Source organism: Nocardioides baekrokdamisoli (assembly GCF_003945325.1).
GTDB lineage: Bacteria > Actinomycetota > Actinomycetes > Propionibacteriales > Nocardioidaceae > Nocardioides > Nocardioides baekrokdamisoli.
Map to the genome: position 1 here is coordinate 1,209,787 of NZ_AP019307.1, position 25,221 is coordinate 1,235,007.

Consider the following 25,221-nt stretch of genomic DNA (forward strand, 5'->3'; position numbering starts at 1 on the left):
GAGGCGGAGCGGCGCTGCGCAGATCGTCAGATCAGTGAATTCACTTCTTGAGCGAGTCGCGGATCTCGCCGAGCAGGCTCTCGACGGTCTCACCCTCGACGCTCGCCGGCGTCGGGAAGAACTTGTCCTTGGCCTTCGTGTACGGCACGACAACGGCGTAGTAGACGACCGCAGCGAGGATGACGAACGCGACGAGCGCGGTGATGAAGTCACCGACGTGGACGCCGTGCGGCGCGTACGACGAGAAGTTGGGCGTGCCACCGGCCTTGCCGATGAGGTCCATGATGATCGCGACGAACGCCTTGACGACCGTCGCGAATGCGCCACCGATGACGAACGCCACGGCGACCGAGACCAGATCGCCCTGGAGCAGGAATTTTCTGAAGCCACTCATGCGAGGTTCTCCTTCATGCAAGCGGGGGCACTCCCCCCGAGACGGCAACCACGCTACTGCCCAAGGACGTACGAGAGCACGCCTCCCGAGTTAAAACTCGTCACCCTCTCCACTTCTGTCACATGAACTCTGATGACGACCAGCCGGCCCTGACGACCTGCCGAGACACCGATCGACGGCGCGCCGGCCACCTCGATGACCTCTGCGTCGCGCGAAATCTGCCGCGACCGTTGCGTCCGCGGATCGCTCGCCCAGAGCTGGATCCGGTCACCCGGATGCAGCAGACCGGCCATCTCGCCGTCGGCGAACCGGACCGGCAGTCGGACGTAGCCGGGCCTGGGTGACGGCGAGGCTGGCGCCGACATCACCGCCGTCGGCAGTGTCGACACGGTCGGCGGGCGGGCAACGAAGGCGGCCCAACCGAGCAGGACGGCCGCAACCGTCAGACAGAAGGCCAGCGAGCGGCGGTGGATGAGCACCTGTCGGCGCAGCAGGGCGAACCAGGGACGGGAGAACACCCGCGCAGGTTAGGAACCTGACCACTCGCCAGGAGCCGCGCCCGCCCTGCGCTGTGGATCAGGCGGAGGTCGAGGACGTCTGTGGAGAAGAAGTGGACGATGTGGACGTCGTCGAGCGGCTGTCGGTCCGGTAGAAGCCGGAGCCCTTGAAGACCACACCGGCCGCACTGAACACCTTGCGCAACTTGCCGCCGCACTCCGGGCACTCGGTCAGAGCAGCATCGCTGAAACTCTGGACCGCATCGAAGGCATGGCCGCACTCGGTGCAGGCGTACTCGTACGTGGGCACAGCAGGTCTCCTCCGGGCCGTCAGGTGAGCCGCAAGGCTAACTCAGCCGAACTGGATCACCCGTGTCGGCGTGATCGCCGCATCGACGGTTCTGTCGTGCGGATCGGTCGGCACGTGGATGACGACCTCTTCATCGAACACCAGGATCGCCGTCCATGTTCCCGGCACGACCCGGGCCAGGGCCCGGTCGTACGACCCACCGCCGCGGCCGAGTCGGCGTCCGCCGTGGTCTACAGCGACACCGGGGACCAGCACCACATCGGCAGACCCGATTGCCTCGGTGCCCAGACCGCGGCCGGCAGGCTCCAGCAGACCGCGGCGGGCTGGCACCAACGAGCCGTCGTACACACCCCAGTCCAGATCGTTGTCCGGCTGCAGGATCGGGAGAAGTACACGCTTGCCGGCCGCCACGAGAGCATCCAGCAACGGCCCGGTCCCCGGTTCGGTGCCGACCGAGACGTACGCCGCGACGGTCGCCGCCCGGCGTACGTGCGGATCTGACAGTGCAACTGCAGCGAGCGCGCGCGCGTCGGCGCCGATGGACGCGAGGCCGCGGCGTCGGCGTGAGGTCAGGATCTGGTCGCGCAACGCCACCTTCGCGACGGCCGACTCGCCGGGGGCATTCGGCTCGGACACGCCCTCACCCTACGATCAACTCTCATGGGAAATGCCGGACTGGATGCCGCGATCACGGCGATGCAGCGCGCAGGCGTCGATGAGACGGCGATTCTGACGTTCGCGCACTACTACGCGCAGTTGGAGAACGGTGTCACCGGGATGATTCCCGAGGCCGACATCGAGCCCGTCGACATCCACTCCCTGGACGATGTCGTCGTCAGGCCGGCCGACGCTGCCCATGCGATCCGGACCACCGCGGTCATCAAGCTCAACGGCGGCCTCGGCACCTCAATGGGGATGGACTATGCGAAGTCGCTGCTGTCCGTCCGCTCCGGTCTGAGCTTCCTCGACATCGCCGTACGTCAGGTGCTGCATCTGCGCGGCATTTATCACGCACGTCTGCCACTGATCTTCATGAACTCGTTCCGCACCTCGCGGGACACGCTCGACGCCATCGCGCGGTACGAGACGCTCGCGACGCCCGGACTGCCGCTGGAGTTCCTGCAGAACAAGGAGCCACGGCTCCTCGTCGACGACCTCACTCCAGTCGCGTGGCCGCAGGATCCAGAACTCGAGTGGTGCCCGCCCGGACACGGCGACATCTACACGTCACTGCACGGCACGGGTCTGCTCGATCTGCTCCTGGAGCAGGGCTTCGAGCGGATCTTCGTCTCGAACTCGGACAATCTCGGAGCCGTCCCGGATGCCCGGATCGCCGGATGGTTCGCCCACACCGGTGCTCCGTTCGCGATCGAGGCAGTGCGGCGTACGGCCTCGGACCGCAAGGGCGGCCATTTCACCCGCCGCACCTCCGATGACCGGATCGTGCTGCGCGAGAGCGCCCAGATCCAGGCCTCCGACATGTCCGACGCCAACAACGTCGACAAGCACCGCTACATGTCGACCAACAACCTGTGGGTGGACCTCGAGGCGCTGCGCAAGGCGCTCGACGAGCGCGGCGGGATCCTGGGCCTGCCGATGATCCGCAACGAGAAGACGGTCGACCCGAGCGACTCCTCGACGCCGAAGGTGATCCAGATCGAGACGGCCATGGGTGCGGCGATCGAGGTCTTCGACGGGGCCGAGCTGATCGAAGTCGGCCGCGATCGGTTCGTACCGGTCAAGACGACGAACGACCTCCTCGTCCTGCGCTCGGACGTGTACGAACTCAACGACGAGTACGTCCTCAACCAGATCCCCGAGGACGTACCCTTCGTCGACCTCGACGGAGACCACTACAAGTTGGTGGGCGACTTCGAGAAGCGCTTCCCCGACGGAGTGCCGTCGATGGAGAAGGCCGAGTCCTTGCGGGTCAACGGTGACATCACGTTCGGCGCGTCCGTCCAGGTCGTCGGCCACTCAACCGTCACCACGCCGGGGACCGCTCGCCTCAATGGCGGCACCGTTCTCAACGGCGACACCCACCTGGGCTGATGCTGAGTCCGCAGGAGTACCTCGAACAGATCCTGCGGGACCTGACGGCCAACGCCCCGATCCAGTCGCCCTTGCGTACGGCGCGGGGGACAGTTCTCGCCGAGGACGTACGCACCCCGATCCCGCTGCCGATCTTCGACAACTCCGCCATGGACGGGTACGCCCTTCGACTGGCCGACCTGACCGGCACGACGCTCCCCGTGGCCGGCGAGAGTGCCGCTGGCAGTGCGACGGCGACCCTGCCCCCCGGATGCGCCATGAAGGTGATGACCGGGGCACCGATCCCGATCGGCGCCGACTGCGTGGTGCCGTACGAAGCCACCGATCGCGGCACTGTCTCGGTCACGATCAGCGAGCGGCCGACCCTCGGAGCCCACATCCGCCGCCAGGGCGAGGACCTGCAGATCGGCGATGTCGTGGCACCCCGGGGCGCGGTCCTGACCCCTCGCCACATGGCAGCGATCGCAGCGGTCGGGATCGGCGAGGTCGTCGCTCACGCCACCCCGATGAGGGTGAGCGTCGTCTCGACGGGCGCCGAACTGCGCCAGCCCGGCGAGGACCTCACCGACGGCGCGATCTACGAGAGCAACAGCCTGATGCTGGCCGAGCTCGTACGCGGCCTGCGGGCAGAAGCAGAGACGAGTTCGGTCACCGACGATCCGGAGCTCCTGCTCGAGCATCTGACCCGGCAGGCCACCCACAGCGACCTGATCATCACCACGGGTGGCGTGTCCGCCGGCGACTACGACGTCGTCAAGGCAGCGCTGGCCCCGTTGGGCATCTGGTTCGGACCAGTCGCGATGCAACCGGGCAAACCGCAGGGCTTCGGCCGGCTCAACGGGACGCCCATCCTCTGCCTTCCGGGCAACCCGGTGTCTGCCTACGTCTCGTTCGTTCTCTTCGTACGCCCCGCACTGCGCAAGCTGATGGGCCACCCGGACCCGGTGGGCCACCCGATCCGCGCGCGGCTGGCCCACGAGATGACCTCCCCGGCAGGCAAGACCCAGTTCTTGCGCGGCGCGTACGCCGACGGCATCGTGAGCCAGGTACGCGGTCCTGGCTCCCACCTGATCGGCGCACTCGCGGCAGCGAACGCCCTCGTGGAGATCCCGGCCGAGGCGACGATTCTCGCCGCTGGCACCGACGTCAACGTCTGGCTGATGGAGACCGACTGATGGAGTTCACCCACCTCAACGACGCCGGTGAGGCGCGTATGGTCGACGTCTCGGCCAAGGACGTCACCGCACGTGTCGCCGTCGCCACTGGTCGCGTCCTGGTCTCCGCCGAGGTCGTCGCGGCGCTGCGCGCAGGTAGCGTCCCGAAGGGTGACGCCCTGGGCACTGCCCGGATCGCCGGCATCCTCGGCGCCAAGCAGACGCCGAACCTGATCCCGCTGTGCCACCCGATCGCGATCACCGGCGTCGACATCGACCTCGCGGTCGCTGACGAGGCGGTCGAGATCACGGCCACCGTCAAGACCCGTGACCGCACCGGAGTGGAGATGGAGGCTCTGACCGCGGTATCGGTCGCCGCGCTCGCCATCGTCGACATGGTCAAGGCCATCGACCCGGCCGCCGTCATCAGCGACATCAAGGTCGAGTCCAAGACAGGCGGGAAGACCGGCTCGTGGACGCGTTGAGCGGAGTCGTCGTGGTCGCCTCGACACGGGCGGCGGCAGGGACGTACCAGGACGAGACCGGGCCGATCCTGATCGAGTTCCTCGCAGAGCTCGGGATCGAGGCTCAGGCCGTCGTGGTCCCCGACGGCGAACTCGTCGGCACGGCGATCAGGACGGCGGCCGACATCGGGATCGACGTCATCCTGACCACCGGCGGCACCGGTCTGACACCCACCGATCTCACGCCCGAGTTCACGCGCCCGCTCCTGCACCGCGAGATCCCCGGGATCGCCGAGGCGCTGCGGGCCATCGGAATCGCCAAGGGCATTCCGAGCGCGATGCTGTCGCGCGGTGTCGCCGGGCAGATCGGACGGACCCTGGTGATCAACCTGCCCGGGTCGCCGGGAGGCGTACGCGATGCGATCGCCGTCTTGCGCCCGGTGCTGGAACACGCCCTCGCCCAGGTGGCCGGCGGCGACCACCCGCGTACGCCATGAATCTCCTGCCGGGCCGGTCGACGCATCAGGGTTGGCCGGTCGTCCTGCAGGACGGCGAGATCACCCTGCGCCCGATGGAGCGTCGCGACGCGTACGCCTGGGAACTCGCGCGGAAGCGATCGGCAGCGTGGCTCCACCCGTGGGATGCCACGAGTCCGCCCGGCACACCGGCACGCCCGAAGACGTACGTGAAGGCGATCGCCCACCTTCACCGCGCGGCACGCCGTGGTCAGGCGTTCCCGTTCACGCTGGAAGTGAACGGCGAATTCGCCGGCCAGGTCAGCGTCAACAACGTCGTCCGCGGCTCGGCGCAGTTCGCCTCGATCGGATACTGGATTGACGAGAGGTTCGCGGGCCGCGGGATCATGCCGCGCGCCGTGGCCATGGCGATCGACCACAGCCTCACCACGGCCGGTCTCCACCGGATCGAGGTGTGCATCCGGCCCGAGAACTCCAACTCCCTGCGCGTGGTCGAGAAGCTCGGACTTCGCGAGGTCGGCTTCGCCCCGCTCTATCTGCACATCGACGGCGAATGGCGCGACCACCGGATCTTCGCCATCACGGCCGAGGAGATGGCAGACGGCCTCGTCCGTCGACTCCAGTCACATGAATAACAGGCGACACACCCGGCAACATCCGCCTCAGGGCGCGAGCACGCTCCTAGTGTTCTAGGCGTGAACCCCAGCTCCTTGATCTTCGTCGCGGTCCTCGCGGCATGGGGTGTCTACATGGTCCCCAAGGTCCGCCAGCAGCGGGCCCACGTCAGCACCGGCAAGGTCGGCGACGCAGTCTCGCGCTCCCTTCGCATACTCGCTCGACGCGACGCTGTGGCCGGCGACGAGCGCCTGGTCACCTCGTCGGCGGACTACTCCCTCAAGGCCGTCCCGGACGCCGCTCCGGCCCCGGTCCCGACAGCTCGCCGTGAGGCAGCCCGTCGAGCCGCCCGACGTCGCCGCCGCGTACTCGGCGCCCTCGTGATCCTCCTCCTCACCAACGCCGGTCTCGTCGAATGGACCGTCGTCTCCCCCTGGTCGCTGATCGCGCCCGTCACGCTGATCGCCGCATGGCTGGTCGCGTGCCGGATGATGGTCCGCAAGGAGCGCCCCATGAGCATTCTTCGTCCCGCGGCCGCTGAGGCGGACGCCGAAGCCGTGTCCGTCACCGCGCAGGTCGAGTTGGCGCTCGACGAGGACGGTGCGCCGATCGACGCCCAGACGGACAGCTGGACGCCGGTGTCAGTGCCGCTCCCGTCGTACGTCGATGCGGCCGTCGCGCAGCGGTCCGTTCGCACGATCGACCTCGACGCAACCGGAGTCTTCAGCGCCGGTCACAACGAGGCTGACAGCGCGCTGGCTCGCGAGGCCGAGCTCGTACGCGCCCGTATCGCGGAGCGTCAGCAGCAGCGCCAGACCTCCTGACCCCGATTCGGTCACTCCTGCACAGACTGGTAGGTTTGACGCTCGCTGGGGGTATGGCGCAGCTGGTAGCGCGCTTCGTTCGCATCGAAGAGGCCAGGGGTTCGAATCCCCTTACCTCCACTCAGCACTGGCGCCGCGTGTCCTCAGAATGAGGACCGCGGCGCTTCGTCATGTCATCGGCCCGCACCGCACGGGCGTCATTTCAGTCGGCAGGCAGGGCCGACCGGGCATTCATTGTCAGCTCGCGCTGACCGCCACGGCATCGAAGTCGATCGCACCACACGCGCACTCAAAGCGGCGTACGGCCCCAACTGCCCCGAAATCCAGTTCCACGAATCGCCACACGTGCGAGTGCCTGACCGTGCCGTGCGCCATCACACGACCGCCCGGCGACGTGGACTGACGACGATGTGGGCGATGGCTCGCGCCAAGCGCGCCCGAACATGATGATGCATGTGGCCCCTCCGAGTAGGGGTTGAGCGGACGCCGCCCCCCAGTAGGCGACGTCACCGTTCTGGACGATACCTCTCACCGCTGGTCATCGCCACAGCTCGAGTCCGCACGAAAACAGCCCGAGGCCAGAGCGCCGGGCAGGGCTACCGCGTACGCACTGACCGGCTGGCGTGCCCTCCCACGAACGAGACGTGTCGAGGCCGTAGTCTGGCCCCGTCTACCCCACGACAGCTCGAGGACTCCCCCAATGCGCCGCTCCCCCGCCCTGGCTCTCCGCCGCGTCCTGCAGACGCCGAAGACGTTCACCAACTTCCCGCAGGTCTTCGCCGGACTCATCTCCGGCAGCAAGCAACCGACCCTCATCTTCAAGATCCGCAACGGCGTCGTCATGGAGTGCCCGAACGTCGCCGGCGCCCGTGTCCCCGTGTACGAGATCTTCGCCGAGGACGCGTACCGCTTCAACGAGCTGACCGAGGGCCTCGGTGACACGATCAACGTGATCGACATCGGTGGCCAGATCGGTTGCTTCTCCGTCGGTCTGGCGAAGGCGCACCCCGGTGTGCGGATCAACACGTACGAGGCGTCCCCGGTGAGCGCCGCGATCGCCACCGGCAACGTGGCTCGTAACGGGCTCGCGGACCGGGTCACCGTGCACGCGACGGCGATCTCGGACTCAGTCGGCGAGCTCGTGCTCGAGGACGACGGCTCGGCGAGCGGCCTCAACGGCACCCACGGCGTCATCGGCGACCCGAACGCCGTCGGAGTGGTCGCGATGAAGAGCGTGACCGTCCCGTGCATCACCTTCAAGGACGCGCTCGATGCGGCTGGGGGCGATGTGGCTCTGGTCAAGATCGACACCGAGGGTGCCGAGTACCCGATCGTCCTCGGCAGCCAGCCCGAGGACTGGGCCGGCGTCCAGCGCGTCGTCATCGAGTACCACCCGGCTCCCGGCCACTCGTGGACCGAACTGGAGGCCTTCTTCACCAAGGCCGGCCTCACCTCGGTGCGTCACGAGCGCGTCGACCACGAGCTGGGCACCCACTGGCTCCGCCGGGTCTGACCCGGATCGCAACCACGGCACCCCATCGGTGCCACTAGGGTGGCCGCGCCATGCATCACTTGTTCACCACCGACGCCCTGTCCGTCCTGATCGCCGCCTTCGGGATCGGCATCATCGTCGGGCTCACCGGGATGGGCGGCGGGGCGTTGATGACGCCCGCGCTGATCTTCCTCGGCATCAACCCCGCCGCCGCCGTGGCCAACGATCTGGTCGCGGCGGGCGTGAACAAGTCGATCGGTGCGGCCGTGCACTGGCGCAAGGGTTCTCCGAACCTGCGGCTGGCCTCGTTGTTGATGATCGGTTCGGTGCCCATGGGCCTGGCCGGCGGCTTCATCGTCAATGAGATCGGCAAGAAGCACGCCCACGTCAACTTCCTCAAGGACGCCATCGGGTGGGCGCTGCTGCTCGCGGCGTGCAGTTACGCACTGCGGATCTATCTGCAGTTGCGACACGTCCAGCAGGGCAACGTCACCGACGCCGTCGATCCACGCGTACGCACCGTGCCCACGATCCTGGTCGGCGCTGTCGGCGGACTTCTGGTGGGCATCACGAGCGTGGGGTCGGGCTCACTGATCATGGTGGCGCTGCTGCTGCTCTACCCGCGGATGTCGGCCAAGCGACTGGTCGGCACCGACCTGGTGCAGGCGGTCCCCCTGGTGATCGCCGCAGCGGTCGGCCACGTACTCAACACCGGAGTGACCTGGCACATCCTGATCCCGCTGATCGTGGGCGGCACCCCGGGCACATTCATCGGCGCGAAGATGTCGTCCTGGGTCAACCAGAACGTGATCCGCGGCGGGATCATCGTCGTGCTGACCCTGACCGGTCTGAGCATGCTCGGCGTCCCCCCACGTGAGATCGGATTCCTGGGTGCCGGCCTGTTGCTGCTCGGCCCGCTGTTGTGGGGCTGGATCCGCCAGCGCCGCGGCCTCCCTGCGTTCGACAACAATTCCGCCGCGTGGCGGGTTGTCGAACCCGAGGATGAGCCCGGCTCTAGACTTCCCGGGTGATCCTGAAGCGGCGGGCGGCGCCTTCGCCGCGCAACGGCCGCTTATCGGGGTTCATGGTCTTCCTGCTGCTGGTCACCCTTGCTGCCGTCTTCATCCTGCTGGCGACGTTCGGCACCGCCGGGGCCCTGCTGGCCGTGGGCGCGGCCGCGATGGTGGCTCTGATGGCGATCCTCGGCCCACTGCGTTGGGGCTTCATGCTCCTGACGCTCGCCTTTGCGATGGTGCCGATGTACAAGGGGCTCGGCGGCGGCAGTCAGGTCACCCCTCCCGATCTCCTGATCGCGATCGCATTCCTCGCCCTCTTCCCGCGATTCCTGCGCAACCGGGCACGCGTACCGATCGACTTCGCCGTCGGCCTGTCGCTCATGCTGATCTTCGGCGGCATCGGTTCGATCGCCTCCGGCCATCCGGGGACCAGCATGTTCTCGATCATGCTGTGGGTCTCCGTACTCGGCTTCCTGCCGCTCGCCCTCGCCGCGCTTGACCTCAGCGTGAAGGAGATCCAGGTCCTGGCCTGGGCGTACGTGGCCGGTCAGATGTTCGACAGCGTGTACGCGGCGAGCCAGCACGGCCGCTGGTACGGGCTGACGACACACCCCAACTACTTCGGCGAGTACGCGGTGCTGGCGATCGCGCTGCTCACCTGGCTCCACCAGTACACCCCGCGCAGCCGCCACTGGCTCGTATGGGGTTGCGGCGCCGTCGGCGTACTCGACGTCCTGATGAGCGGCAGCCGGGCTGCAGCACTGGCGCTGGCGGTCATCGTGCTGGTCTTTCCGCTCCTCGAGAGGTCCACGAAAGCCGCCTTCGGGCTGGCCTTCCTCGGCGCGATCGGCCTGGCCACCTTCGGCACGCTGGCCGCGCACGCGTCCTCCGACTCCGCCCTCGGCCGTCTCCTCGGGCAGGGCACGGTGGCAGGCTCGGACCAGCAGCGCAGTCAGGGGCTGCAGAACGGCTGGGCGCTCTTCACCGGCCATCCGCTCACCGGCAACGGCATGACGTTCGAGAACGTCTTCCTGGTGCACAACAACTATCTCGAGGTCGCCGTCGCGACGGGTGTCCTCGGATTCTTTGGTTACATCGGCCTGATCGTCGCGTACAACCGCACGCTGTTCGTCAAGGGCCCGATGCACCGACTGGGGTACGCACCCCTCGGCCTGACCGTGATCATGGCGTTCGAACCGTCCCTGTACGACCGGGCCGTCTGGTGTGCCGTCGCGCTGGCGTTCCTGGCCTACCAACGACGCCCCGAGGTCGACATGGTTGGATCTGACGCGGGGGTCATCGCGCAGCACAGCGCAGAGGAATTGAGAGGTAGTCGTACGTGACCGGTCGCGAGCCGTCCCCCTTCCGGCCCCACCGCACCCTGCAGCGGATGTATCCCGAGGTCGCCGCCGGTGGCTACACCCGGTACGACGGGTTCGTCGAGTTCTACCAGCGCGTGAACGCGCTGCTGACCCCCGACTCCGAGGTGCTCGACTTCGGAGCAGGCCGTGGCAACTGGACCGACATCGGGATCTCCGACTACCACCGCCGCCTGCGCGACCTGCAGCGGATCGCCAAGAAGGTCGACGGCATCGACGTCGACCCGGTCGTCCTGGAGAACCCCTCACTCGACGACGCCAAGGTGATGCAGCCCGGCGAGCCCCTGCCGTACGCCGACAGCAGCTACGACCTGATCGTGGCTGACCACGTCCTGGAACACGTCTCCGCGGCTGATGCGCCGGGAGTCAGCTCCGAACTGCTCCGGGTACTGAAGCCGGGCGGCTGGTTCGCAGCACGTACGCCGAACAAGTGGGGCATCATCGGGATGGGTGCCCGCGCGGTGCCCAACGACCTGCACGTGCGCGTCCTCGACAGGCTCCAGCCCGGTCGCCTCGCTGAGGACGTCTTCCCGGTGCAGTACGCGATGAACACCCGCAGAGACCTCAAGCGACTCTTCTCCTCGGACCTGTGGAACGTCTCGATCTACGGCCACGCCAGCGAGCCGCAGTACGTCGGGAGGTCCGAGGCCGCATGGCGGGTCGCGTCGTTCGTGGACCGGATCACGCCGCCGCGCGCGCTGCCGACGCTGATGATCTTCGTCCAGAAGAAGCCGTGACGCACCGCCGATGACCAGGACGGCCCTCGTCACCGGGGCGACCGGCCAGGACGGCATCTACCTCTGCCGACTGCTCCAGGCGGACGGCGTACGCGTCGTCGGCACGGTCAATCCGGCCGGCAACGGTGCCGGTCGCGCCGAGGCGTACCTCGACGGAGTCGACCTCGTCCCCGTGGACATCCGGGACGCATCGGCGCTCGACAACCTGGTCCGCCGGACCGAGCCCGACGAGGTGTTCCATCTCGCCGCGTTCACCTCCGTCGGACAGAGTTGGAACGCGCCGGAGGAAGCCATGGGCGTCAACCATCAGGCGGTGGTGGACCTCCTCGAGTCGGTGATGGCCGCGAGCGCCCGTATCCACAAGCAGATCCGGTTCTTCCAGGCGTCGTCGGCCGAACTCATCGGCGACGCCGCCGCCAGCCCGTACGCGCGGGCGAAGCAGGCCGCTGCCGAGGCCGTTCACGACGCCCGCGCACGGGGCCTGCACGCCTCGACCGGCATCCTGTTCAACCACGAGAGTCCGCTTCGCAGCGAGGCGTTCGTGACCCGCAAGATCACGCGGGCTGCGGCCGCCATCGCCCTGGGCCGTACGGACCGGGTCGATCTGGGCAACCTCGAGGTCGTACGCGACTGGGGCTTCGCCGGCGACTTCGTCCAGGCGATGCGCGCCATGGTTCGGCTCGATGACCCGACTGATCTGGAGATCGGCACGGGACTCGCACACTCGCTGGAGGACCTGCTCGCCGTGGCGTTCGAGGCCGCGGGCCTGTCCGACCCGATGTCGTACGTCCACCAGGACCCGGCCCTCCTGCGTCCGGCGGACACGAGTTTCTCCGGAGCCGACACCGCACCTGCCGCAGCCGCGCTCGATTGGCGGGCCACGACGTCGTTCGAGGCCACCGTGCAGCACATGGTGGAGGTGGATCTCCGCCGTCTCCGGTCCGGTGTCGAGGAGTCTGCCGACTATCTCGACGTGACCGGGGCGTCGTCGGCTCGTTGACATACCGAGCGAAGTGCCCTCGGCATGATGAGATGGCACCGCACGGCTGGAGGACATCATGAGCAGGAAAATCAGGAACCCGCGGGGGCGCGTGGGACTGGTCCTGGCCTTGATCGCGGCCGTGATCGTCGCTGGCATGATCGTGGCGCTGACGCTGCGTGACGACCACACGGTCACCCCGACGGCCGACGCCACTGCCGGCGGCTCCCCGACGCCGACGACGTACGGCAGCCTCGGCTCGGCTCCGACACCCACCGGCACGGTCATCACCGGCAACACCAACGGCGGCTCCGCGCTCGGTTCTGGACTCACGGGTATGTCCGGCAACGGCTGGGCCCATTCCGAACCGGCCCACAAGGTCGTCCTGCACGCCTGGTCGACGGCACCGATCCCTGCACTCGGCTGGGTGGTGCCGACGGCTCGCGCCGGCGGCAAGCTCATCGGCAAGGTGACCGATTGGAGCACGACGGTCACCGCGTACGGTCCGCCGAAGTACGCGCAGCTCTACCTGGCCACCGACTACCGCGGCATCCGGGTCTACTGCACCATCACCGTCGACGGAGTCGTCCAGGCAAGCGGTCACAGCAGCGGCCCGTACGGCGACGTCATGTGCATGGCGTGATGGGACACACGCACTCACCGATTGCGGAGTGAGTACTCACTCACATACTCTGGTGGAATGGTCCGCGCCACCCCTCTCAGCCCCGACGAACGCCGCAAGGCGATCATCGATGTCACCATCCCTCTGCTGCGGGAGCATGGTCGGGAGACCACCACCAAGCAGGTCGCCGAGGCCGCCGGCATCGCCGAGGGCACGATCTTCCGGGTCTTCGAGTCGAAGCACGAGCTCTTCCTCCAGGCCCTCGAGACTGCGTTCGACCCGTACGACTTCCTCGACCTGCTCGATCAGATCGACACCGACCTGCCGCTGCGGACCAAGCTCGTCCAGATCGCGGCGCTCTACCAGGAGCGGTTCACCGGTACCTTCGAGCTGATGTCGAAGATGGGCATGGTCCAACCGCCCCAGGCGATCAAGCACGGCTCGGAGTGGCGCGAACGCGCTCGTGAGGTGAGCACGCGCTTGGTGGCCATGAATGCCGACGATCTGCGAATCGACCCGTACGAGGTGGTCCGGGCCGTACGCCTGCTCACCTTCTCCGGCAGCCACCCGCACATCTCCGACGGCCGGATCCTGACCCCCGACGAGATCGTCGACATCGTCCTCAACGGCACCCTGAAGGAGTCTCGCTGATGTTGCTCCGCCTGCTGGCCCAGTACGCGAAGCCGTACCGGACCTGGCTCCTGATCGTCCTCATCTTCCAGGCGGCTGCGACCGCGGGCATGCTCTACCTGCCGTCGCTCAACGCCGACATCATCGACTTCGGCGTGGTGCGCCACGACAACCACTACATCTGGACCGAAGGGCTCTGGATGCTGGTGGTGAGTCTCGCCCAGGTCGTCTGCTCGCTGACCGCCAGCTGGTTCGCCGCGCGTACCGCGATGGCCGTCGGCCGCGACCTGCGCGCCGCGGTGTTCGACCGCGTCGGCGCCTTCAGCTCGCGGGAGGTCAACCATTTCGGAGCCCCGTCGTTGATCACGCGTACGACCAACGACGTCCAGCAGTTGCAGATGCTGCTGGTGCTGGCCTGCACCATGGCCGTGATGGTCCCGATCATGATGGTCGGCGCCATCGTGATGGCGATGCGACAGGACCTGCAGTTGTCCTGGTTGTTCGTCGGCTTCCTGCCGACGTTGCTGATCGCCGTCGCCTTTGTCGTGTCGCGGATGGTGCCGAGTTCGCGGTCGATGCAGGTGAAGATCGACGCGGTCAACCGGATCCTGCGTGAGCAGATCAGCGGCATTCGAGTCGTACGCGCCTTCGTACGCGAACCGCAGGAATCGGCCCGGTTCGGCGAGGCCAACGACTCGCTCACCGAGGTCACCGTGCGCGTGGGCAGGTGGCAGGCGCTGTTGTTCCCGCTCGTCATGCTCATCGTGAACCTGGCCAGCGTCACCGTGCTCTGGCTGGGCGGACACCGCGTCGGCGCCGGGATGCAGATCGGTGCCCTGAGCGCCTTCCTGTCGTACCTGATGCAGGTGCTCATGAGCGTCATGATGGGCACGTTCACGCTCCAGCAGATCCCCCGCGCGGCGGTCTGTGCCGATCGCATCAGTGAGGTGCTCGACACGCAGTCGTCGGTCGTCCAGCCAACCGAGGGTGTGCACGTCCCGCGTCAGGACGCCGTCCTGGAGTTCCGCGGGGTCGGCTTCACCTACCCCGGCGCCGACTCCGCCGTGCTGTCGGACGTGTCCTTCGAGGCCCGACCGGGTCAGACCATTGCCGTCATCGGCTCGACCGGTGCCGGCAAGACCACCCTCGTGAATCTGGTGGCACGGCTGATGGATGCGACGAGCGGCAGTGTGCGTCTCGGCGGCGAGGACGTACGCGACATCGCTCCGGCCTCCCTGGCCGAACTGCTCGGTCTGGTGCCGCAGAAGGCCTTCCTCTTCTCTGGAACGGTCCGATCGAACCTGCGCTACGGCAAGCCGGACGCCACCGACGAGGAACTGTGGCACGCACTGAAGATCGCCCAGGCGGCCGACTTCGTCGCCTCGATGCCCGAAGGTCTCGATGCCTCGATCGCGCAGGGAGGCACCAATGTCTCCGGCGGTCAGCGGCAACGTCTGGCGATCGCGCGTGCGCTCGTACGCAATCCGGCGATCTATCTCTTCGACGACTCGTTCAGCGCCCTGGACCTGGCCACTGACGCCCGACTGCGGGCGGCGCTCAAGCCGGAGACGCGCGACGCCACCGTCCTGATCGTGGCCCAACGTGTCTCGACGATCCGCGATGCCGACCTGATCCTCGTGCTCGAGGACGGCATGGTGGTCGGTCGCGGGACCCACCACGAGTTGCTCGAGACCAACCCGACGTATCAGGAGATCGTCGAGTCCCAGCTGAGCGCGGAGGAGGCCGCATGAGCGCCGCACCTGAGAACCGCGGCCCCCACCCGGGCCAGGCCGGCGGCACGATGAAGACGACCGAGCGCATCGTCCGGCAGAGCCCCGGCCCGATGGGCAGCGGGATGGTCGGCCAGAAGGCGCTTGCCTTCGGGCCCAACGCCAAGCGCCTCGTCAGCCGGATGGCGCCGTACCGGATGCGCGTCATCGGCGTCATCGTCTTCGCGGTGGCCTCGGTCATCCTCAGCACGCTGGGCCCGAAACTCCTCGGCCACGCGACCAACATCATCTTCGCGGGATTCCGCACCGGCATCGACTACGGATCGCTGCGGAACGCGCTGATCGTCGTCGCAGTGGTCTACGTCGTCAGCAGCCTGCTGTCGTGGTTGCAGGGCTACATCCTCAACGACGTCGTCCAGGGGACGGTCCGCGACCTGCGCTCGGATGTCGAGGCCAAGGTCCACCGGCTGCCGTTGGAGTACTTCGACCGACAGCCGCGCGGCGAACTGCTCTCCCGGGTCACCAACGACATCGACAACGTCGGGCAGTCACTGCAGCAGACCTTGTCGCAACTGCTCAGCTCGCTGGTCACTGTCCCGGCCGTTCTCGGGATGATGTTCTGGATCTCCTGGGAACTGGCGCTGATCGCGCTGGTCTCGGTACCACTGACGATGTTCGTCACCGGTGCGGTGATGAAGCGGTCGCAGGGCCAGTTCGTGGCCCAGTGGCGCCGCACCGGCACCCTCAACGCCCACATCGAGGAGACGTACACCGGTCACGATCTGGTCCGGACGTTCGGTCGTCAGGACGAGGTCCACGCGGTGTTCGCGGAGCAGAACGACGCGCTGTACGCGGCTTCGTTCAAGGCGCAGTTCGTCAGCGGGCTGATCATGCCGCTGATGCGGTTCGTCGGGAACCTGAACTTCGTCGCCATCGCGGTCGTCGGCGGTCTGCGAGTCGCGTCGGGCACGCTCTCGCTGGGTGACTTCCAGGCTTTCATCCAGTACTCGAACCAGTTCACGATGCCGCTCACCCAGATCGCGTCGATGATGAACCTGCTGCAGTCGGGGGTCGCCTCGGCCGAGCGCGTCTTCGAACTCCTCGACGCACCCGAGCAGATCCCGGACGCGGACGGGACGCCGGCAGCGTCGACCAAGGGCGAGATCCGCTTCGAACACGTCGCGTTCGCGTACGACCCGGAGAAACCACTCATCCAGGACCTGTCGTTGGTCGCGGCCCCGGGCCAGACGGTGGCGATCGTGGGCCCGACCGGTGCCGGCAAGACCACGCTCGTGAACCTGGTCATGCGGTTCTACGAACTGCACGGTGGCCGGATCACCCTCGACGGCGTCGACGTCGCCTCGATCCCCCGAGCCGAGCTGCGCTCCCGGATCGGCATGGTCCTGCAGGACACCTGGTTGTTCGAGGGCACCATCCGCGACAACATCGCGTACGGCAACCCGAACGCGACGCCGGACGACATCATCACGGCCGCGAAGGCGACATTCGTCGATCGGTTCGTACGCTCCCTGCCGGACGGGTACGACACCGTCATCGATGGCGACGGAGGGTCACTGTCTGCCGGTGAACGCCAGCTCATCACCATCGCTCGCGCCTTCGTGGCGCAGCCCTCGCTGCTGATCCTGGACGAGGCGACGTCCTCGGTCGACACCCGGACCGAGCTGCTGTTGCAGCACGCGATGGCCGCGCTGCGGTCGGACCGGACGTCGTTCGTGATCGCCCACCGACTGTCCACGATCCGCGACGCCGACCTCATCCTGGTGATGGAGAACGGTTCGATCGTCGAGCAGGGCACCCACGACTCGCTGCTGGCCAGCGGGGGCGCGTACGCCCGGCTCTACGAGAGCCAGTTCGCGGCGGAGGAAGTGGCCTGACCGGACGGTTAGGATTGCCTCACCATGAGCGATCTGATCGACACCACCGAGATGTACCTGCGGACCATCTACGAGTTGGTCGAGGAGGGCATCGTCCCGCTGCGCGCCCGGATCGCCGAACGCCTGCACCAGAGCGGCCCGACGGTCTCACAGACCGTCGCCCGGATGGAACGTGACGGTCTGCTGACGGTCGAGGGCGACCGCCACCTGGAGCTCACCGAGCAAGGGGCGCACCTGGCGACTCGGGTGATGCGCAAGCACCGCCTCGCCGAGCGGCTGCTCACCGACGTGATCGGTCTCGACTGGGAACTCGTCCACGAAGAGGCCTGTCGGTGGGAGCACGTCATCTCCGACGACGTGGAGAAGCGGTTGCTCGAACTCCTCGGCAACCCGAACGAGTCGCCGTACGGCAACCCCATCCCCGGCCTGGCCGAGCTCGGGGCGGAGCCCGCGGGCGACTTCATGGACGGCGTACGCCCTCTGGCCGAAGTCGCCACGACCTCGCCCACCCAAGTGCTGATCCGACGCATCTCGGAGGAACTGCAGAAGGACGAGGAGCTCATGTCAGCGCTGCGGCGCGTGGGCGCGCGCCCTGACAAGGCGGTGTCGGCACAGGCGACCGGCGAGTTCATCTCGATCGCCGCCGGCGGCGAGAGCGCCGAGGTCCCTTATGACGCGGCCGAGCACCTCTTCGTACGACTCTTGGACGCTTAGTGCGTGGATTGCACGTACCTGGTGCGTGCAATCCACACACTAAGCGCCATATCGAGCCTGGATCCGGGCTCGTTGCTTGATCGCCTCTTCCTCGCGGTTCTTCGGCGGGACGGGCGTGACCAAGTCGTCGATCAGATGCCGGGTGATGTGCGCGATCTCGGCCACGGCATGGTCGAACGCCGCCTGATTGGCCGCAGACGGTTTCACCGTCCCGCTCACCTTGCGGACGAACTGCAGCGCCGCCGCGGTGACCTCGTCATTGGTCGCGGGCGGCTCGAAATTGTTGAGCGGACGGATGTTGCGGCACATGCCTCGAGCCTACGTCTCAGCTCAGAAACAATCCGAGGGAACCGATCTGCAGCGCCGCCGCGTCCTAGGGTCGGAAGAGTCACCGGGACAAGGGGCATTCGTGGATACAGCGCGGACTGACGACGCGGCGGCGTTCGACGAGTTTGTGGAGTCGCACTGGCGCTCCCTGGTTCGTGCTGCCGTGTTCCTCGGCGCCCAGGCGCACGAGGCCGAGGACCTGGCCCAGGCCACCTTGGTCAAGTGCTACACCAAGTGGGCCTTGGTCACTGCGGCCGATGACCGGGACGCGTACGTCTATCGGATGCTGCTGAACACGCTGCGGTCCGACCGGCGCAAGCTCAGCTGGAAGTTGCGCAGCATCACCGTCGCCGAGCCAACGATTGGGGATGGCTCGGAGGCTGCGGCGATCGCGGACGCGGTGCATCGTGCGATGGCCGGACTGTCGAAGGACCAGCAGGAGGTCGTCGTCCTGCGGTACTTCGTGCAACTGACCGAAGCCCAGACCGCAGCGGCCCTCGGCATCCCCGCCGGCACCGTCAAGAGTCGACTCTCCCGCTCGCTCGCGTATCTCAGCGCGAGCAACCACCTGGCCGAGTTCGCAGGAGGCGCGCGATGACTCATCTTGAAGATCTCTGGGCACAGTTCCCTTCGTCCAAGCCACCGACGGCAGCGATCGTCGCCGCCGGCAAAGGCCCCTTCGGCGTACGTCCTCGGCGCGTCACTCTTTTCGTCGCAGCGGCCACCGTCGCGGCGGGGGCCGTGGTCGCAACGAGTCTGATCTCCCCCGGGAAGTCGGGACCGAGCAACTCCGTTGCCGTCCCGGGCACATCCGGATCCTTGAAGTACGTCGCCTTCCAGGCCGACCTGGCACCCGCATCGTCGTGCGATGCGTTGCTGACGGCGTACCAGCAGCGCGCCATGGCGAAGGTGACGCCGTACGGCTGGAACGGTGGCGGCTACTACCTCAGCGGCAGGCGGTACTACACGCCGGCCGACGCACCGATCCCAATGCCAGGCGTGGTCCACGGCACCGCCATGAACGATCTCATCTCGGGTCAGATGTCCCTGCAGCAATCCGCTCCGCAGGCGGCGCTTGGCTCACTAAACGGCGCTCTGGTGAAGCGGAGTGCCCAGTCGCCCAAACTCCTCGCCCAGGGGAACTCCGCCACCGGCACGAACGTCCAGGAGTTCGGTGTCGATGAACCCGACTCGGTCAAGACCAACGGCACCCTGATTGCCCGTCTCAACGGCAACACGCTCGCCGTGTACGACGCGAGCGGCGACACCGTGAAGCAGCGCGGCACGATCGGCCTCCCCTACTTCGGCGGCGGCACGATCCTGATGTCGGGGACGACCGTGATCGCCAGCGGATACGACGCCGATCCCGCGGCATCGATCAAGGGCGGCACTCGAGTCGACACCATCTCGCTGAGCGATCCCGACCACCCCACCGTCACCTCGTCGGTGGTGTACGCCGGCGGCAGCATCACCGCGCTGCGCCAGCAGGGATCGACGGTCCGGCTCATCATGGCGAGCGGGCTTCCGCAGTTGAAGTTCACCTACCCGCAGCAGGGCAAGCGGACCAACGCCCAGGCGCTGGCGACCAACAAGCACCTGATCGCGATGACCACGCTCAAGGACTGGGTCCCGACGTACGACTCGGGCAGCGGGGCACAGCAACTGCTTCCGTGCACGAACGTCGCCGTCCCCCCGGCTGGCGTACCGCTGGGCACCACCAGCATCGTGAGTTTCGACGTCAGCAACCCGACCGGGCTCAACGCCATCGGCGTGGCCGGCACGCTCGGCAACGCGTACGAGTCCCAGCACGATCTCTACCTGACGGTCGGCGGCAACGCCGGCGGCTGCTACGCGGTGATGTGCCCGAGGTTCGCGATGGGCAACCTCCGTCCGTGCTGCTTCAACGGCACCAGCGACGGCCTGACGACGGTCCTGCAGTTCAAGCTCGACAGCCTGCGTACGACGCATGTGGCTACCGGTCAGGTCCAGGGGACGATCCAGGACAGCTGGTCGATGGACGAATTCAACGGCGTCCTCCGGGTCGTCACCACCCGGTACGCGACGAACTCGCACGTCAATGTGATCGAGACCCTGGTCCCGCACGGCGCCCGTCTGGTCCGGCAGGGTCTGCTGACCGGCCTGGGCGAGAACCAGACGCTCACTGCGGCTCGCTGGTTCAACAACGTGGCGATCGTGTCGACGACCCAACAGATCGATCCGCTCTACACGATCGATCTCAGCGACACCGCCCACCCGAGGCAGCTGGGCGCACTGCACCTGCCGGGCGACACCGAGTACATCCACCCGATCTCGCCGACCCGCTTCCTGACGGTCAGCCTGCAGCGGGTCGACCGTGCCGGGAGTTACATGCAGGTCGCGCTCTTCGACACGACGGACTTGGCACACGTGAAGCAACTGGCACAAGTCTCCGCAGGCGGGAACACGTCGAGTCTGGCCGGGCAGGATCCGAAGACCTTCACCTGGCTGCCCGACCGCCAGACCGCGCTGACCTCGTTCTGGGCACCCAAGGGCCTGTTCCTCGGCGCGTACGCCGTCCACAGCGACCACACCCTTACGCAGAAGCTCTACCCGCTCGCGAGCAACGACGGCAGCGCGCGAACCTTCGAGGTCGGCAACGGCAAAGTGGTGCTCGTCAACGGCGGTTCGGTCGCCTTCCTCACGATGTAGACCCCTCTGGGCACGCGCCCGGCTGAGTGCCAGAGTGGTGCCATGGCTGAGCGAGAGTTCGACATCGTCCTGTTCGGTGCCACCGGTTTCACCGGAGGCCTCACCGCTGCGTACCTGGCGAAGAATGCGCCGAGCGATCTGCGGTGGGCGCTCGCCGGCCGCAGCCGCACCAAGCTTGAGGACGTACGGACGCGTCTAGGCAAGCCGGACCTGGAGCTGATCGAGGCGGACGTCAACGACGAGGCGTCGCTGGCTTCGCTGGCGGCGCGTACGAAGTCGATCGTCACCACCGTCGGCCCCTACCTCGAGTACGGCGAGCCGCTGGTCAAGGCCTGCGCCGAGGCAGGCACGGACTATCTCGACCTCACCGGCGAGCCGGAGTTCGTCGACCGAATGTACGTGAAGTACCACCGCACCGCCGCCGAGAGCGGTGCGCGGCTGATCCACGCGTGCGGCTTCGACTCGATCCCGCACGACATCGGCGCGATGTTCACGGTCAAGGAACTCGGAGGCGACGGCCCGATCACCGTTCGGGGTGTCGTGCGCAGCAACGGCACCTTCTCCGGAGGCACCTTCCACTCAGCGCTGTCGCAGATGAGTCGCGGCCGCCAGATGGTCGCGGCCGCCAAGGAACGCCGGGCGATGGAGGAGCGCAACCCGCGCGTCCACCTCAAGGCCGGCCGGCCGAGCAAGGACCCGGTGCTGGGCTACTACCTGCTGCCACTGCCGACCATCGACCCGACCATCGTGGGCCGCAGCGCCTCCCTGCGCGGCGACTACGGCAGCGACTTCACCTACTCCCACTTCGCCGGTACCAAGACCATCGCGTACGCCGCGGGCGGCTCGGTGGCGGTCGCCGGTCTGATGGGCGCCGCACAGATCAAGCCAGTACGCGAGTTCCTCGGGTCGAAGGTGCCGCAGGGCACCGGACCGTCACAGTCCAAGCGAGACGCGACTTGGTTCACGGTCGACTTCGTCGGCGAATCGCTGGGTCGCCAGGTACACACCCGGATCTCCGGCGGCGACCCCGGCTACACGGAGACGTCGCGGATGCTCGCCGAGGCGGCGCTGTGCCTGACACTGGACAAGAACCCGAAGACCGCGGGCCAGGTCACCCCGGCCGCGGCGATGGGCGAGAAGTTGCAGAAGCGACTCGAGAAGTTCCTCAAGTTCGAGGTGCTCTGAGCCTCAGCCGTTGACGCGGTTGAGTCCGATCGCGACCTCTTGGGTCGCATTCGCACACGTCATCAGGAGGACGTCGCCCCAGCTGCGCTGGAACTCGGTCACCGGGCCGTAGCCGTCGACGTAATGACGGCTGGCCGAGACCTTGTAGAGACCGTCAAGGCCGCCACCAATGAGGCGGACCATCTGCCCCGGCTTGACCGCGACGAGCGCCGTGCCACCGCAGTAGTTGTGCTGCGTCACGATCGGCGGCGTCGGGCCCCACTGGTACGCGATCGGGCCTGCGCACTGGTTGTTGGCCGCCTGAGCCTGCTCGATCGGCACCGACGCCCTGATCCGGATCGTCTTGACCTCCGGCGCCACGCGTACGGCCTTGGCCTGCGGAGCAACGCGTACCGTCTTGACCGCGGCAGCATGGGCCAGCGCCGTCGCCTGCGATGCGGACGCCCGGGACTCGCCGAGGAATACGAACGCCGCGACTCCGAAGGCCACGAAGGCCATGGCGAGGGCGACGACGAAGTGCGGGCGGGCGCTCAGTGCGGACGGCTTGGCGGTGATGCTCATACAACTCCTCTGCTGGCGGACACAACAGGGAAGGGACGAACGGATCCGACGGTGATGACGGGATTGAGGTGTGATGTACGTCTCACTCGCCCTGATCAGCGATGAATCGGACCGTCATAGTGGTATTGGGGTCTGGCGTCAGTCGTCGTTCTCAATGGTCCGGGGCGACCGCGAATCGGAACGATCGGACCGCCCAAGTAGGCTCCATCCAGCCGTTCCCGAGTTGCTCCGTCACCGGACGCAGTCGGGACCCGCCTCCGTAGCTCAGGGGATAGAGCGCCGCACTCCTAACGCGGGCGTCGCAGGTTCGAATCCTGCCGGGGGCACCATGCGATCCACGACCCCACCGACGACGGATCTTCCGGACGCGCCGGGAGCACGACTTCCTTACGTTCGCTGAACACGCGGCGGCGATACTGGGCATCTCTGCACCGAAAGGGGTGCCCGTGGGCAAGATCCTTGTCGTCGAAGACGAGGCCGTGATGGCGAATGCCGTCGCGTCCGGACTCAGACGCCATGGTTTCGTCGTCGACTGCGCCGAGGACGGTCACGTCGCGCTGTCGAAGGCCGAGTTGGTGCCGTACGACGTCGTGCTGCTCGACCGCGACCTGCCGGTGATCCACGGCGACGAGGTGTGTCGCCGACTGCGTGAGCTCGGCTGCCCGAGCCGGATCCTGATGCTCACCGCGGCTCGCTCGGTGCCCGATCGCGTGGATGGTCTCCGGATGGGCGCCGATGACTACCTGACCAAGCCGTACGCATTCGCCGAACTGCTGGCTCGCGTGGAGGCGTTGATGCGGCGCCCCGAACAACCGCTCGAGCAGATCGTCGAGGTCGCCGGTCTGGTGATCGACCGCGCCCGTCGACGGGTCGAACGCGGTGGAGTGGCGATCGATCTGAGCGTGAAGGAGTTCGGCGTGCTCGAGGTCCTCGCAGCCCAGCCGGGCGCGGTGATCAGTGCCGAGACCCTGCTGGATCGGGTCTGGGACGAGATGGCCGATCCGTTCACCAACGCCGTACGCGTGACGATGGTCGGCCTGCGTCGCAAACTGGGCGAGCCGTCACTGATCACGACGATGCGCGGCGTCGGGTATCGACTCGACCCGGCCGGCGCGGCGGTGGAGACATGAGGGGCGTACGGCTCACCGCGCGGCTGCGGTTGACGCTCATCTACTCGACCTTGTTCGTTGCCTTCGGAACTGCCCTGCTGGCGGTGAACTATCGGTTGCTGACCCAGGGCCTGCCCACCGGTGGCCAGTTCACGTCAACGACTGTCCTCGGGACCGGCGCGAAATCGACCTCGCTGCCGACGTTGCCTCCGGGCTCGCTCCGTCCGCTCCATCCGCTCCACTCGCTTCAGCCTCTGCCGATCGAAGGCTCCGGCACCGGCGGCAAGTCCGGGACGCTCGCGGTGGCGACCGCGATCTCGCAGTACCGCGGCGACACGCTGCACCAGCTCCTCAGGAACTCGGTGATCGTCCTGTTGATCGGGGTGATCGTCGTGGCTGCGGTGGTCTGGTTGATTGCGCGATGGGTGCTGGCTCCCTTGCGACGGATCACCGACGCGGCCCGTCGGGTGAGCGGCCAGGACCTGTCCGGGCGGGTCGCACTGTCGGGCCCACGCGATGAACTGTTCGACCTCGCCCGGACGTTGAACGGGACATTCGATCGGCTCGAAGCCGCGTTCGACCACGAGCGCCGGCTGATCGCCAACACCTCCCACGAATTGCGTACGCCTGTGGCGAACCAGCGGACCCTCCTCGAGGTCGTGCTGGACAACCCCGGCGCCACGGCGGACGAGCTACGAGAAGCCTGTGTGATCTCGCTCGCGCAGACACGACGCACCGAGGCGCTGATCGACGGCATGCTGGCGCTGGCCGGAGCCGAGCACGCCGAACTCGATCTGCAGCCGCTCCGTCTCGATGAATTGGTCCAACACGTCGTCGCGGAGGTGGACACCACTGCGGTGACGGTGGAGATCGATGTGCCGCCGGTGACGGTGGTCGGCGACGAGCTCTACTGCCGGATCCTGATCGGCAACCTCATCAACAACGCAGTCGGCCACAACGTCGGCGCCGGCTGGGTGACGATCTCAACCACCTCGGGCACCGACGGCACGAATCTGGTCGTGTCCAACAGTTCGCGCCCGCTCAGCGAGGATCAGATCGCCGAACTCAGAGAACCGTTCCGACGGGGCGGCGCGGCGCGTACTGGCTCAACCCGCGGGACCGGTCTCGGCCTGGCGATCGTCGACACGATCGCCGATGTGCACGGCTGGACCACGAGCTTCAGCGTCCCGACTGCAGGCACGTTCCAGGCGGTCGTGGGGATGGCTACCGACCGTGGGACATCGGCCAACTGACGTACGCCGTCAGCCTTACGTTCACTGAATACGCCGCTTCATAGCGTGGGCCGCAGAGCCAACCGGCTCAGCTCGGTCCCGCATCCAGACGGGGTCTCGAGCCAGTCCTACAAGGAGC

Annotated in this window: 27 protein-coding genes and 2 tRNA genes; 23 read left to right on the plus strand and 6 right to left on the minus strand. The window is 67.3% G+C overall.

Annotation, left to right across the window (positions count from 1 at the left end; genetic code table 11):
- Positions 1-40: 40 nt before the first annotated feature.
- From KCTC_RS05840 to KCTC_RS05855, 4 genes are read right to left on the minus strand one after another with little or no spacing between them, the layout of a single operon-like run.
- Positions 41-394, minus strand: coding sequence for an MscL family protein (locus tag KCTC_RS05840; protein WP_125567628.1), 354 nt, complete (start codon positions 392-394; stop codon positions 41-43).
- Between the two features lie 53 nt (positions 395-447).
- A complete protein-coding gene (locus KCTC_RS05845) occupies positions 448-912 on the minus strand; it encodes a hypothetical protein (RefSeq protein WP_125567630.1) in 465 nt (154 codons plus the stop codon).
- Between the two features lie 58 nt (positions 913-970).
- Positions 971-1,201: an FmdB family zinc ribbon protein gene (locus KCTC_RS05850; protein ID WP_125567632.1), complete on the minus strand. Its 231-nt coding sequence runs from the start codon at positions 1,199-1,201 to the stop codon at positions 971-973.
- Positions 1,202-1,243: 42 nt separating this feature from the next.
- The gene (locus KCTC_RS05855) at positions 1,244-1,837 is read right to left on the minus strand and encodes a 5-formyltetrahydrofolate cyclo-ligase (RefSeq protein ID WP_164512492.1); all 594 of its coding nucleotides are present in this window, start codon (positions 1,835-1,837) and stop codon (positions 1,244-1,246) included.
- Positions 1,838-1,861: 24 nt separating this feature from the next.
- Here KCTC_RS05855 and KCTC_RS05860 point away from each other — a divergent pair, with 24 nt between their 5' ends.
- The 17 genes from KCTC_RS05860 to KCTC_RS05940 all read left to right on the plus strand — a co-directional run bounded on the left by KCTC_RS05860 (position 1,862) and on the right by KCTC_RS05940 (position 17,980).
- A complete protein-coding gene (locus tag KCTC_RS05860; RefSeq protein WP_125567634.1) occupies positions 1,862-3,253 on the plus strand; it encodes a UTP--glucose-1-phosphate uridylyltransferase in 1,392 nt (463 codons plus the stop codon).
- Positions 3,253-4,428: a molybdopterin molybdotransferase MoeA gene (locus tag KCTC_RS05865; RefSeq protein ID WP_125567636.1), complete on the plus strand. Its 1,176-nt coding sequence runs from the start codon at positions 3,253-3,255 to the stop codon at positions 4,426-4,428. The genes KCTC_RS05860 and KCTC_RS05865 overlap by 1 nt, the downstream gene beginning before the upstream one ends.
- A complete protein-coding gene (gene moaC, locus KCTC_RS05870) occupies positions 4,428-4,892 on the plus strand; it encodes a cyclic pyranopterin monophosphate synthase MoaC (RefSeq protein ID WP_125567638.1) in 465 nt (154 codons plus the stop codon). The genes KCTC_RS05865 and moaC overlap by 1 nt, the downstream gene beginning before the upstream one ends.
- Entirely contained in the window at positions 4,880-5,368 is a 489-nt protein-coding gene (locus KCTC_RS05875) for a MogA/MoaB family molybdenum cofactor biosynthesis protein (RefSeq protein ID WP_174233035.1), read from the plus strand. The genes moaC and KCTC_RS05875 overlap by 13 nt, the downstream gene beginning before the upstream one ends.
- Entirely contained in the window at positions 5,365-5,982 is a 618-nt protein-coding gene (locus tag KCTC_RS05880; protein WP_125567640.1) for a GNAT family N-acetyltransferase, read from the plus strand. Before KCTC_RS05875 ends, KCTC_RS05880 begins: the two co-directional genes overlap by 4 nt.
- A 60-nt stretch (positions 5,983-6,042) precedes the next feature.
- Positions 6,043-6,786 (plus strand): divisome protein SepX/GlpR, encoded by a 744-nt coding sequence (gene sepX / locus KCTC_RS05885; protein ID WP_125567642.1) that lies wholly within the window; start codon positions 6,043-6,045, stop codon positions 6,784-6,786.
- Positions 6,787-6,833: 47 nt separating this feature from the next.
- A tRNA-Ala gene (locus tag KCTC_RS05890) sits at positions 6,834-6,906 on the plus strand.
- A 580-nt stretch (positions 6,907-7,486) separates the two neighbouring features.
- A complete protein-coding gene (locus KCTC_RS05895; RefSeq protein ID WP_125567644.1) occupies positions 7,487-8,299 on the plus strand; it encodes an FkbM family methyltransferase in 813 nt (270 codons plus the stop codon).
- Positions 8,300-8,349: 50 nt separating this feature from the next.
- Entirely contained in the window at positions 8,350-9,309 is a 960-nt protein-coding gene (locus tag KCTC_RS05900; RefSeq protein ID WP_125567646.1) for a sulfite exporter TauE/SafE family protein, read from the plus strand.
- The gene (locus tag KCTC_RS05905; protein ID WP_125567648.1) at positions 9,306-10,637 is read left to right on the plus strand and encodes an O-antigen ligase family protein; all 1,332 of its coding nucleotides are present in this window, start codon (positions 9,306-9,308) and stop codon (positions 10,635-10,637) included. The genes KCTC_RS05900 and KCTC_RS05905 overlap by 4 nt, the downstream gene beginning before the upstream one ends.
- On the plus strand, positions 10,634-11,410 hold the full coding sequence (locus KCTC_RS05910) for a class I SAM-dependent methyltransferase (RefSeq protein WP_125567650.1): 777 nt from the start codon (positions 10,634-10,636) through the stop codon (positions 11,408-11,410). Before KCTC_RS05905 ends, KCTC_RS05910 begins: the two co-directional genes overlap by 4 nt.
- Positions 11,411-11,420: 10 nt before the next feature.
- A complete protein-coding gene (locus tag KCTC_RS05915) occupies positions 11,421-12,410 on the plus strand; it encodes a GDP-mannose 4,6-dehydratase (protein ID WP_125567652.1) in 990 nt (329 codons plus the stop codon).
- 58 nt (positions 12,411-12,468) lie between these two features.
- On the plus strand, positions 12,469-13,032 hold the full coding sequence (locus KCTC_RS05920; protein WP_125567654.1) for a hypothetical protein: 564 nt from the start codon (positions 12,469-12,471) through the stop codon (positions 13,030-13,032).
- A 57-nt stretch (positions 13,033-13,089) separates the two neighbouring features.
- A complete protein-coding gene (locus KCTC_RS05925) occupies positions 13,090-13,662 on the plus strand; it encodes a TetR/AcrR family transcriptional regulator (RefSeq protein ID WP_125567656.1) in 573 nt (190 codons plus the stop codon).
- A complete protein-coding gene (locus tag KCTC_RS05930) occupies positions 13,662-15,392 on the plus strand; it encodes an ABC transporter ATP-binding protein (protein ID WP_125567658.1) in 1,731 nt (576 codons plus the stop codon). The genes KCTC_RS05925 and KCTC_RS05930 overlap by 1 nt, the downstream gene beginning before the upstream one ends.
- Positions 15,389-17,266: an ABC transporter ATP-binding protein gene (locus tag KCTC_RS05935; protein ID WP_125567660.1), complete on the plus strand. Its 1,878-nt coding sequence runs from the start codon at positions 15,389-15,391 to the stop codon at positions 17,264-17,266. The genes KCTC_RS05930 and KCTC_RS05935 overlap by 4 nt, the downstream gene beginning before the upstream one ends.
- Positions 17,267-17,290: 24 nt before the next feature.
- Positions 17,291-17,980 (plus strand): metal-dependent transcriptional regulator, encoded by a 690-nt coding sequence (locus KCTC_RS05940; RefSeq protein WP_125567662.1) that lies wholly within the window; start codon positions 17,291-17,293, stop codon positions 17,978-17,980.
- A gap of 39 nt (positions 17,981-18,019) precedes the next feature.
- Here KCTC_RS05940 and KCTC_RS05945 read toward each other — a convergent pair whose 3' ends face one another.
- Positions 18,020-18,289, minus strand: a complete 270-nt coding sequence (locus KCTC_RS05945) for a DUF2277 domain-containing protein (RefSeq protein WP_125567664.1) — start codon at positions 18,287-18,289, stop codon at positions 18,020-18,022.
- 100 nt (positions 18,290-18,389) lie between these two features.
- Here KCTC_RS05945 and KCTC_RS05950 point away from each other — a divergent pair, with 100 nt between their 5' ends.
- The 3 genes from KCTC_RS05950 to KCTC_RS05960 are packed head-to-tail and all read left to right on the plus strand — an operon-like array spanning position 18,390 to position 22,180.
- Positions 18,390-18,905, plus strand: a complete 516-nt coding sequence (locus KCTC_RS05950; RefSeq protein WP_164512493.1) for a SigE family RNA polymerase sigma factor — start codon at positions 18,390-18,392, stop codon at positions 18,903-18,905.
- Positions 18,902-20,995 carry a beta-propeller domain-containing protein gene (locus tag KCTC_RS05955; protein ID WP_125567668.1) on the plus strand — a complete coding sequence of 698 codons (2,094 nt, stop codon included), beginning with the start codon at positions 18,902-18,904 and terminating at the stop codon, positions 20,993-20,995. Before KCTC_RS05950 ends, KCTC_RS05955 begins: the two co-directional genes overlap by 4 nt.
- Before the next feature lie 42 nt (positions 20,996-21,037).
- Positions 21,038-22,180, plus strand: a complete 1,143-nt coding sequence (locus KCTC_RS05960; protein WP_125567670.1) for a saccharopine dehydrogenase family protein — start codon at positions 21,038-21,040, stop codon at positions 22,178-22,180.
- A 3-nt stretch (positions 22,181-22,183) separates the two neighbouring features.
- Here the strand turns inward: KCTC_RS05960 and KCTC_RS05965 are convergent, their stop codons facing one another.
- Positions 22,184-22,741, minus strand: coding sequence for a hypothetical protein (locus tag KCTC_RS05965; RefSeq protein ID WP_125567672.1), 558 nt, complete (start codon positions 22,739-22,741; stop codon positions 22,184-22,186).
- 253 nt (positions 22,742-22,994) lie between these two features.
- On the opposite strand from KCTC_RS05965, the gene KCTC_RS05970 reads away from it, so the two are divergent.
- From KCTC_RS05970 to KCTC_RS05980, 3 genes are all read left to right on the plus strand, one after another.
- Positions 22,995-23,070, plus strand: a tRNA-Arg gene (locus KCTC_RS05970).
- 117 nt (positions 23,071-23,187) lie between these two features.
- On the plus strand, positions 23,188-23,871 hold the full coding sequence (locus KCTC_RS05975) for a response regulator transcription factor (protein WP_269461447.1): 684 nt from the start codon (positions 23,188-23,190) through the stop codon (positions 23,869-23,871).
- Positions 23,868-25,103: a sensor histidine kinase gene (locus KCTC_RS05980; protein ID WP_125567674.1), complete on the plus strand. Its 1,236-nt coding sequence runs from the start codon at positions 23,868-23,870 to the stop codon at positions 25,101-25,103. Before KCTC_RS05975 ends, KCTC_RS05980 begins: the two co-directional genes overlap by 4 nt.
- The last annotated feature ends 118 nt before the right edge of the window (positions 25,104-25,221 follow it).